Genomic DNA, 8786 nt, shown 5'->3' on the forward strand with positions numbered 1-8786 from the left:
TGATTTTCCTGCATGGTGGTAGCAGAAGGCAGATGTTGTTGGGTTTTAATTATGGGCTGTATTACAGCCATGCTTATGCCATGCAGCAGTTTTTTGCCGCCAATGGCTATATCGCACTTTCCTTGAATTACCGTAGTGGAATTGGCTACGGATTGGATTTCAGAGAAGAAGATAACTACGGGGCAGGCGGAGCAAGTGAGGTTCAGGATGTAATGGCCGCAGCGGATTATCTGGCATCGAGGCCTGATGTAGATGCTACTAAAATTGTCCCTTGGGGCGGAAGTTATGGAGGATTTTTGACAGCCCATGCCCTCTCCCAAGCACCCGGTAAGTTTTTGGCAGGAGTGGATATCCATGGGGTTCACAATTGGAACAATGACATTCCAGTATTTGCACCATGGTACAAACCGGAGAAATTTCCAGAAATGGCCGAGTTGGCCTTCAAGTCCTCCCCCATGTACCATGTCAAAAATTGGAAAGACCCAGTCTTGATGATCCACGGGGATGATGACAGGAATGTACTGTTTTCGGAGAGTGTGGAGTTATTGGAGGTGTTAAGAAAGCAAGGGGTCCATGTGGAACAATTGGTTTTTCCGGATGAGGTGCATTCGTTTTTGTTGCACCGAAATTGGGTTGCGGTGTATGAGGCAGCGTTTAAGTTTATTGAGGAGCAGGCGGAGAGGAAGTAAATTAAGGATAGGAGTGGCATCTAGGGGTTTTTAAATTCAACTCCTTCAGGGTTGATAAAATAAATGAATGTGTCAATTTCAAGTCCACACATTGCTATGTGTGGCTAATCAAACTCAATCCCATTCTCCTCTAGAATCGTTTTGAATTCATCCAAAAAATCAAACTTTTTATGATGTTCCTGTTGGTTTTTGACGTATTCGATCAGATTGTTTTTTGATGAATAATTGATAGGGAATGCCCCATAATCTTTTTGCCACCCTCAAAATGATCAAAAAGACGGTTCTTTTTGATCATATCTGAACTGGCCAGTTTGATATCTTTGATCAAAGATGAAACATTAATCGTCGGATGAACATGGGTGAATATGTAGGTGGTCTTCCATCCCATTGATCCTGTACAAATGGCATTTTTTGTTTTTTAACAGCCCGGAGATATAGGAAAATAATTCTGGACGCCCATTTTCATGTAGCGTTGGAGTCCTCTTGTAGGTGGAGAAAATAATGTGCAAAGGAGTTGTGTGTAAGTGCTCATGATGAAAAGTTTTAGGGTTAAAAATCATTTTTTAGATTGAATTTAAAAAATTGAATTCACACATGGGTTAAATTTATCATTTTTGAAGACGGGGTTGAAAAATCGGTCGTTATTTAGTAGCTCCTACCCCCTCAATGTAGTTCCAGAAAGGTGTTTGTTGTACTTTCAGAGGGTGTTGATGGCATACGGCAAAGTGATAGGATCAAAATAAGATAATTATTCGCATGTAAAACTTTGATTACTTGGGTGTTTTGGCCTATTTTTATTTTTATTAATTTCTAAACCACTACTAGATTCTTTTCAAATGCGTGTAAAATCCAATAGACGGTCCTTTTTAAAAAATGCCACGTTACTGGCCGGGGGAGCCTTTTCGGCGCAAAGTATTTTCAACCAAGCTTATGGGGCGGTTTTCGAGGACATGTCCACTAAATATAATTCCTTTTCACCCAGTGAAATGGCTGATCAGGAAGATTATTGGGCTATGATACAGCAGGCCTATTCGGCCAGCTCCGCCCCGGTGCTTAACCTCAACAATGGGGGGGTGTCCCCTTCCCCGATGCCAGTACTACAGGCTGTGGAAAGATACAGCCAGCTTTCCAATCAGGGGCCATCCTACTATATGTGGAGGATTTTAGACCAGGGAAGAGAGCCCTTGAGGGAAAAGCTTGCCTTATTAGGAGGAGCAGATCCAGAAGAAATCGCCATCAACCGAAACGCCACAGAAGCCTTAAACACCATTATTTACGGTTTGGACTTGTCCAGGGGAGACGAGGTAATCGGTTGTCATTTTGATTATGGCAATATGATGCAAGCTTGGCGACAAAGACAAGAGAGAGAAGGCATCGTATATAAACAACTTGACTTTAAGTTTCCCATAGAGGACGACGACTTTATCGTGCAGGCTTACAAGGAGGCAATCACCGAAAAGACCAAAATCATCCATGTCACCCACGTGATCAACTGGATCGGTCAAATCATGCCGGTAAAAAAGATTTGCCGTATGGCCCATGAGCACGGGATAGAGGTGATCGTGGATGGGGCTCACTCTTTTGGACTATTGGATTTTAAGATTCCCGAGTTGGAGGGGGATTATTTTGGCACCTCCCTTCACAAGTACCTTTCGGCTCCAATAGGAAGTGGAATGTTATGGATAAAAAAGGAAAAGATCGGCAAGGTATGGCCATTATTATGCAATGGGCAGCCAAAAAGCGAGAACATTCGTAAGTTTGAAACTATAGGAACCAGGAGTTATCCCATTGAGCAGGGTATAGGCGAAGCGCTCAACTTTCACAATGGCATTGGTACCAAACGCAAGGAGGAAAGGGTAAGGTACTTAAAGAACTATTGGGCTGAAAAAGCGCTGGAAATACCCGGAGTAAAGATACATACATCCCTGAAAGCTCCCTATAGTTGTGCCATTGCCGGGGTTTCGGTGGAAGGATTGACACCCAAAGACTTGGAAAATTATCTTTTATCCCGATTTCAGATTCATACAGTCGCAATTCCTTACCGAAACTTGGACTGTGTAAGGGTTTCCCCCCATGTTTACACCCGCCTCTCGGATTTGGATAAATTTGTGAGGGCATTGGGAATATTGGCAGCGGAACATTCACCGCAAAACATGGGAGCAAAGGGATCCTAAAGGCCCGGGAAAAGAGAAATAATTAATTTTCCCGTCACTTTATTTAAAGAACTACAACAATCCCCTCAAATGAGAAATGTAATCAGAACACATTTAGGAATTACCCTTATGGCGATGTGTAGCCTGCTCCTATATTTAGCTGATCAAGTGCATGCAGGCACATTCAACGCCGTGGATTACGGTGCTCTGGGAGATGACAGCACCGACAACACGGAGGCGTTTTCGGCATGCCTGGAGGCGGTAATCAAGGCGGGTGGTGGACGTATGTTTCTTCCCGACGGAATCTATCAGGGAAGAATCATTATTCCCGGAACAAAGAATTGGATTACTGTAGAAATTGTTGGTGAAAGCTCACCGACGCCGGTATTTGGAACGATAGGATCTTTTCCGTTACAGAATAACGGAACGATCGTAAAGAGCCTCTCAAAATCGGGCCCCGCCGTCATCTCGGCAGAGAACTCGCCCGAGAAGCTGTACATGGTATTTTCTGGAGTCAACGTGGTCATACGAAACCTGGATATCCGAACATATGATAATCCGGGTATCGGTGGTATCGATTTGAAATACGCCGCACAATGTAAAATTGAAAACGTGTCAATCAACACCGACACATACAATGTAGAGGCCTCCAAGCCCACCCATAGCAGCAGCGGTCTTATCACGCCGGCCATCAACAATGCAGCATCGACAGTTTTGCGTAACGTGGTCGTGACCGGATACCACACCGGTATCACTGTCAATGAGCATACCGACGGAGACAACATCGTAGTGGCTTCAAACATCAACGGTCTTGTATTCCTCCAAGCACATCATGCTTCCCGTTTCGCTCGGGTAGGCACCTATCGCAACTCTCATCATATCAATGTCTTGGGTATACACGGTTTTTCGATCGAACAGATGAATACGGAACAACCCGGGGAAGGGCAGACCAATACCCAAAACAACTGGCAGACCCTCGTCAGTGATATCAATGACCCTCAAAACCTGGGCGTTGGTGACATCAACTACTGGGTGGTCCTGGGTGGAAAGGGAGCTGTCGACCAGTTTGTTAAAATCGGCGGCACATCAATTCGCGCCAGGCGGATAGGTGCTGCTGAATTAACACATTAATCTCTTGGTGTAATCTGCTTAATAATTGGCAGTCCGATTGTATTTTAATCGCAAAAAAGAAAAATGAAGGGTCATTCAATATGCGTCTGTTCACATTCTATGAAATAGAAGCTAGTTTTGCCGGAACAACAAACAGAATTCCCCTATTCTTTCAATGACGTGCGGTTGGAGGGGTCAACTTTTTGATTTATATTGACTCGTAAAGGAATTAAAAAACCAAGTAACCACCCATGAAAACCTTTTACCCATATGGCTGTTCAATTCTGGCAGCATTGACACTGCTACTCCTCCAAGCCTGTAGTACGCCACAAGAAAATGTAGTGGAAAAGCAAAATATCCTTTTTATAGCCGTAGACGATATGAGTGATTGGGCCGGGTTTCTAGCCGGACACACGGGCATGAAGATCCATACGCCCAATATTGACCGACTCGCTGCATCCTCCATGGTTTTTACCAATGCCCATACGCCGGCCCCGGCCTGTGCGCCCACACGGGCAGCCATTCTTACCGGAGTACACCACGCGCGTTCCGGCGCACAAAACGTACATTGGGGAGATGGACCGAAGTGGCGGGAAATTGATGCGTTAAAAGACGTACTAACCCTGGAGCAATTCTTTCAAAAAAATGGATATACCACCTTGGGCGCAGGCAAGATTTACCACAGTCAGGCACCTCCATGGACACCCACCAGCCAGGTAGAACCGGCCAACTGGGATTTTTACTATCCCAGTGCCTATATTTCCCATCCTTTTCAGATCCGGGCACCTGAAGAGGTCATCTATTCCGAGGGCGTAGACAACGAAAACCGGCCCGGAGGCGGGGCAAACGGATGGTGGACATGGGGGGCAATTCCTGTTCCGGATGAAAAAATGGCTGACTACCATGTCGTGGATTGGGCAAATTACCAACTCAACCAGCCACACGACAAACCCTTTTTTCTGGCCGCGGGCATGTGGAAACCGCATGATCCATGGGAAGTACCCCAAAAATATTTCGACATGTATCCCCTGGAAGACATTGTCCTGCCAGAACGTAAAAAGGATGACCTGGAAGACGCCTTCGATCATGGCCGGCGATGGATCATGAAATGGGTGTTGGATAACGACCAATGGGAAAAAATAATCCAATCCTATGCCGCCTCGATCACCTTTTCCGATGCAATGGTTGGGCGATTGCTTGATGCCTTGGAGAACTCAGCTTATGCAGATAACACGATAGTTGTCTTATGGTCTGACCATGGCATGCACATGGGTGAGAAAGACAATATCGAAAAATTCACCCTTTGGGAACGGTCTACGCGGGTACCTTTGCTCATTTCTGTTCCGGGCATGTCGCTTGCGGGCAAGCGGTGCGAACAACCGGTAAGCCTGATGGATTTGTATCCCACCCTGGTTGATCTGACAGGATTTAAGCAGCCATCCCACTTAGATGGAAATAGTCTGCTGCCGCAGCTTAAAGACCCTACTACCAAGACGTCACCAGTCATATCCAGCTATAGATTTACCGCCCAAAACCAGCCTGGCGTAACCGGACATGCCGTAAGAAGCATGCGGTACCGGTATATTTATTATCCGGAGATCAACTTGGAAGAACTTTACGATCACGCAAATGATCCCAATGAGTGGGATAATATGGCCTATAAAAAGGAGAATACACAGGTCATCGAAGAACACCGAAAAGTGCTGCTGGACATGTTGCCTGAATTGAACTGGAAAGAAGGTGCCCCAGATGGCTATTCAATCGACGGAAACGGTTTGGTAAGGCGGAATAACTTTGAATCGTTTTAATAGCCAAATTAGATCAGATTCCCTTTTGATGAATAATTGTCGGTGAATGCCCCATGACCTTTTTGCCAACCTTCAAAATGATCAAAAAGACGGTTCTTTTTGATCATATCAGTACTGGCCAGTTTGATATCTTTGATCAAAGATGAAACATGAATGGTAGGATGAACATGGGTAAATATATGCAGGTGGTCTTCCACCCCATTGATCCTATACGTGTGACATTTTTTGTTTTTTAGCAGCCCATAGATATGAAAATAATTCAGGACGTCCATTTTCGTGCAGAGTCGGAGTTCTCTTGTAGGTAGAGAAAATTATGTGACAAAGGAGTTGTGTGTAAGTGCTCATGCTCAATCCAATATCTTTAACCCTGAGGTAGACAAGAAGAACAACCAACAATTATCAAAACTTACAAAAATTGCAAGTTTTGATAACTTAATCTGTTTGATTGATCGAGAGGAACAATAAGAATTGTAAGAGGTAATCTTCTTCTCACAAACCGACAGTTCCTGTGAAACAAACCTACTCGTTGAATATTAGGTCCTAAACAGCCGAGGTAAAATCCATCTTCGGAAAGAAAAACCGTTCATTGGGGAAGAAATTGATGCATTTCGTCCTAAATTATTGATATTGAACTGATTATTTTTGTAACTTTCAGTAGTTGGCGGGTTGAAGACTTTTAATCAATAGCAACCAATCCGAATCTAATAATTGTTTGCAATCTCTGGCCAACAAAACTTACCAATCAATAATTTTAGAAATACACTTTTAATCCTCATTCAGATCCTTTCTATAAACATTTAAATTTTAATCCATATGGACCAAGTTAAAAAAAATCGAATCCATTCCGTTGACGCATTGAGGGGTTTTGCTCTTGCGGGAATTGTGATTGCCCATGTACTCGAACAGTTTTTGGCATCTTTCCCAACTGATGAGATGCGGGCCGTTATGTTTTCCGGACCTGTCGACTACATTGTAGACACAGTCTCTTTTTGGATAATCAGGGGGAAGTTTTTTGCCCTGTTTTCATTGCTTTTTGGTCTTAGCTTTTTCATACAAATGGATAATGCCGAAAAAAGTGGTGTACCTTACAAAACCCGTTACCTGTGGCGTTTATTGGTATTATTAGGAATTGGTTTGGTGCACAATTCCTTCTATTCCGGGGACATCTTAGTGATTTATGTGCTTTTTGGATTTTTGCTTATCCCTTTTCACAGTGTCAGCAATAAGGTTGTACTTGCCTTAGCTGTCATTCTATTTCTGGGTGGGGGTAGATTTTTGTCCTTTGGCATTTTTGGTAATGATTCCATCATAGCACTGAACATTGAAAATTTTGATGAAAAATATATGGCGGCGATCACAGGCGGAACCATAATGGATGTTTGGCGGGTCAATTTTATTGCACTGATTGGCAAATTCAATTTTCAAATGGGTGTATTAGGCAGGGGCTATCTTACATTTGCCTTTTTCCTATTGGGTATGTGGATTGGCAGAACCAGGCTTTTCGAAAATTTGCAGACTAACGGCATCGTTCTTAAAAAAATAATTCTGTGGTCATTTATTGGTACTATAGCCATGATTCCTGTCTTTTGGTACTTGTTTTCCCAAATGGAAAGCATTTTTGATTTCACTTCATGGTGGTCCATGTTTGCATTAGCAGCTTACGATAATTTCAATCTTTTCTTTACCATATTTCTGGCCGCGGGGTTTGTTTACCTTTTTGAATTGCCAAAAATGCAAAAAACACTTACATGGTTTGCTCCCTATGGACGCATGGCACTTACAAATTATGTGTTTCAATCCATAATCGGCACATTCTTATTCTTTAACTGGGGCCTGGGGCACGTTGGTGAATTCAGAAATATAGAACTTCTAATTATTGCCCTTCTGATCATTGGAGCACAAATGGCCATAAGCTGGTACTGGTTAAAAAGATTTAAATTTGGACCTATTGAGTGGTTATGGCGTTCACTTACCTATCTAAAGCTACAGCCTTTTAGAATTTCACAACCTCTTCCTGAGACAGTCAATTTGTAATCAAACGAAGAGACATTATTAATAAAACAACAGGGGTAAATAGAAAGATACATATGAAAAACTAGTTGTAGGTTTCATGTGGCTATTCTTTTGGCTACGATCCGAGGGCTAAATAGTATCCAAGCCTCTTCCGTAAACGGACTCCAAGGTAAGAATCTCGCCAATCCATTATCTTCATAATGCTTGGACATGATTTTTTTGCAAATTTCTACGGCTTCTTTGGGGTACCCAAACTTTTCCGGCGATGCTAAGACTTCTGCAGTTTGGCTTCACTTGCGGCCAAATGCGTACTTTCACCATCTATATTGATAATTTCTCCTGTGGTGAGATTTTTAGCATAAAGATGTGCCTCTCCCTTGAAGTTTTTAATCAGTGCTGCCAATTCATTTTCTAGATTAAATTCTTGTCCTACCTCTTTTATATTTGATTCAGTATTGCATGAAGAAAAAAGGGCTATGGATATAATTATCTTGAAGAGGTTGAGGTTAAAATCTATAGAGTTTTTCATCATGGCGGGTTTTATGTAATTTTTGTACATAGAAGGTAGATGAATTATTTTATGATGGTATGATTTTCAAAATGGTTTGATCATGCTCTTTAAGGCATTGTATAATTCCAAAAATTTTCCATTATAATTGATAAAAACCACAGGTAAGGAAAATATTTTCCAGTAAAATCAAATTTATGTAAAATATTTTCCATTATAGGTCGTATTGCTCTTAGATTGAACTTTGTCAATGATAGTTATCAAAATTGGCATTTACAGAAATGAAATGACATCGGCTTCTGCGTCATCCCGAGTAATTAACATTTTGGAAATGTTCAGAAAAGGTAATGACATTTAGTTACCTGCTAGGCAGCCGTCATCCTGAGTCCCCAACATTATTAAAATGTTCAGAATTGGTAATGACATCAGGCCATAGACCTCTCCTGACGTCGAGGTGACAAGGCAAAGTCCTTTAAAGAATTGAATGCTATTTATAGTTCTAAAC

9 protein-coding genes are annotated in these 8786 nt (G+C 42.4%); 5 read left to right on the top strand and 4 right to left on the bottom strand.

Annotated features, from left to right (window positions below):
- A partial coding sequence (locus ACEW8O_RS26905) for an alpha/beta hydrolase family protein (RefSeq protein WP_373497721.1) occupies positions 1–689 on the top strand: 689 nt, incomplete at its 5' end.
- Between the two features lie 202 nt (positions 690–891).
- On the opposite strand, the gene ACEW8O_RS26910 is transcribed toward ACEW8O_RS26905, so the two are convergent.
- The gene (locus ACEW8O_RS26910) at positions 892–1077 is read right to left on the bottom strand and encodes a hypothetical protein (RefSeq protein WP_373497729.1); all 186 of its coding nucleotides are present in this window, start codon (positions 1075–1077) and stop codon (positions 892–894) included.
- A complete protein-coding gene (locus ACEW8O_RS26915) occupies positions 1028–1249 on the bottom strand; it encodes a transposase (RefSeq protein WP_373497722.1) in 222 nt (73 codons plus the stop codon). The genes ACEW8O_RS26910 and ACEW8O_RS26915 overlap by 50 nt, the downstream gene beginning before the upstream one ends.
- A gap of 276 nt (positions 1250–1525) precedes the next feature.
- Between ACEW8O_RS26915 and ACEW8O_RS26920 the strand changes: the two genes are divergently transcribed.
- The 3 genes from ACEW8O_RS26920 (at position 1526) to ACEW8O_RS26930 (ending at position 5760) form a co-directional block, all read left to right on the top strand.
- Complete coding sequence (locus tag ACEW8O_RS26920) at positions 1526–2863, top strand: aminotransferase class V-fold PLP-dependent enzyme (RefSeq protein ID WP_373497723.1); 1338 nt, start codon at positions 1526–1528, stop codon at positions 2861–2863.
- A 69-nt stretch (positions 2864–2932) separates the two neighbouring features.
- Positions 2933–3973, top strand: coding sequence for a glycosyl hydrolase family 28-related protein (locus tag ACEW8O_RS26925; RefSeq protein ID WP_373497724.1), 1041 nt, complete (start codon positions 2933–2935; stop codon positions 3971–3973).
- Positions 3974–4203: 230 nt separating this feature from the next.
- Complete coding sequence (locus ACEW8O_RS26930) at positions 4204–5760, top strand: sulfatase (protein ID WP_373497725.1); 1557 nt, start codon at positions 4204–4206, stop codon at positions 5758–5760.
- An 8-nt stretch (positions 5761–5768) separates the two neighbouring features.
- Here the strand turns inward: ACEW8O_RS26930 and ACEW8O_RS26935 are convergent, their stop codons facing one another.
- Positions 5769–6032 (bottom strand): transposase, encoded by a 264-nt coding sequence (locus tag ACEW8O_RS26935; protein WP_373497726.1) that lies wholly within the window; start codon positions 6030–6032, stop codon positions 5769–5771.
- Positions 6033–6573: 541 nt separating this feature from the next.
- Between ACEW8O_RS26935 and ACEW8O_RS26940 the strand changes: the two genes are divergently transcribed.
- Positions 6574–7794 (top strand): DUF418 domain-containing protein, encoded by a 1221-nt coding sequence (locus tag ACEW8O_RS26940; RefSeq protein WP_373497727.1) that lies wholly within the window; start codon positions 6574–6576, stop codon positions 7792–7794.
- 247 nt (positions 7795–8041) lie between these two features.
- Here ACEW8O_RS26940 and ACEW8O_RS26945 read toward each other — a convergent pair whose 3' ends face one another.
- On the bottom strand, positions 8042–8302 hold the full coding sequence (locus tag ACEW8O_RS26945) for a hypothetical protein (RefSeq protein WP_373497728.1): 261 nt from the start codon (positions 8300–8302) through the stop codon (positions 8042–8044).
- Positions 8303–8786 lie beyond the last annotated feature (484 nt).

The organism is Aquiflexum sp. (genome assembly GCF_041749095.1).
Taxonomy (GTDB): domain Bacteria; phylum Bacteroidota; class Bacteroidia; order Cytophagales; family Cyclobacteriaceae; genus Aquiflexum.